Raw genomic sequence first — 251 nt, 5'->3', positions numbered from 1 at the left:
TGACCGGGTTCGTCGATCCGACCAAGGAAACGTTCGCCGCCTTCCGCGCCAATGACCGCGCCGGCCCGATCCACATGCTGAACCTCGTTCGGCTGCGCGACCGGGCGGCCTATCCGGACGGGCGCGACGCCACCGGCGCGGAGGCCTATGCGGCCTATGGAAAAGAGAGCGGGCCGGTGTTCGCCGGGCTCGGCGGCAGGATCGTGTGGCGCGGCAAGTTCGAGCTGATGCTGATCGGGCCCGAGGCCGAA

The 251-nt window shown here is 69.7% G+C and carries 1 protein-coding gene; it reads left to right on the top strand.

Annotated features, from left to right (window positions below):
* The coding region (locus tag RAD04_RS39000; RefSeq protein ID WP_461628012.1) for a DUF1330 domain-containing protein at positions 1-251 on the top strand (251 nt) is incomplete at both ends.

The sequence above is a fragment of the Bradyrhizobium sp. 25ACV genome, from assembly GCF_054863005.1.
Note: the sequence above shows the minus strand (reverse complement) of the source record. Positions and strands in the feature narration are given on the sequence as shown.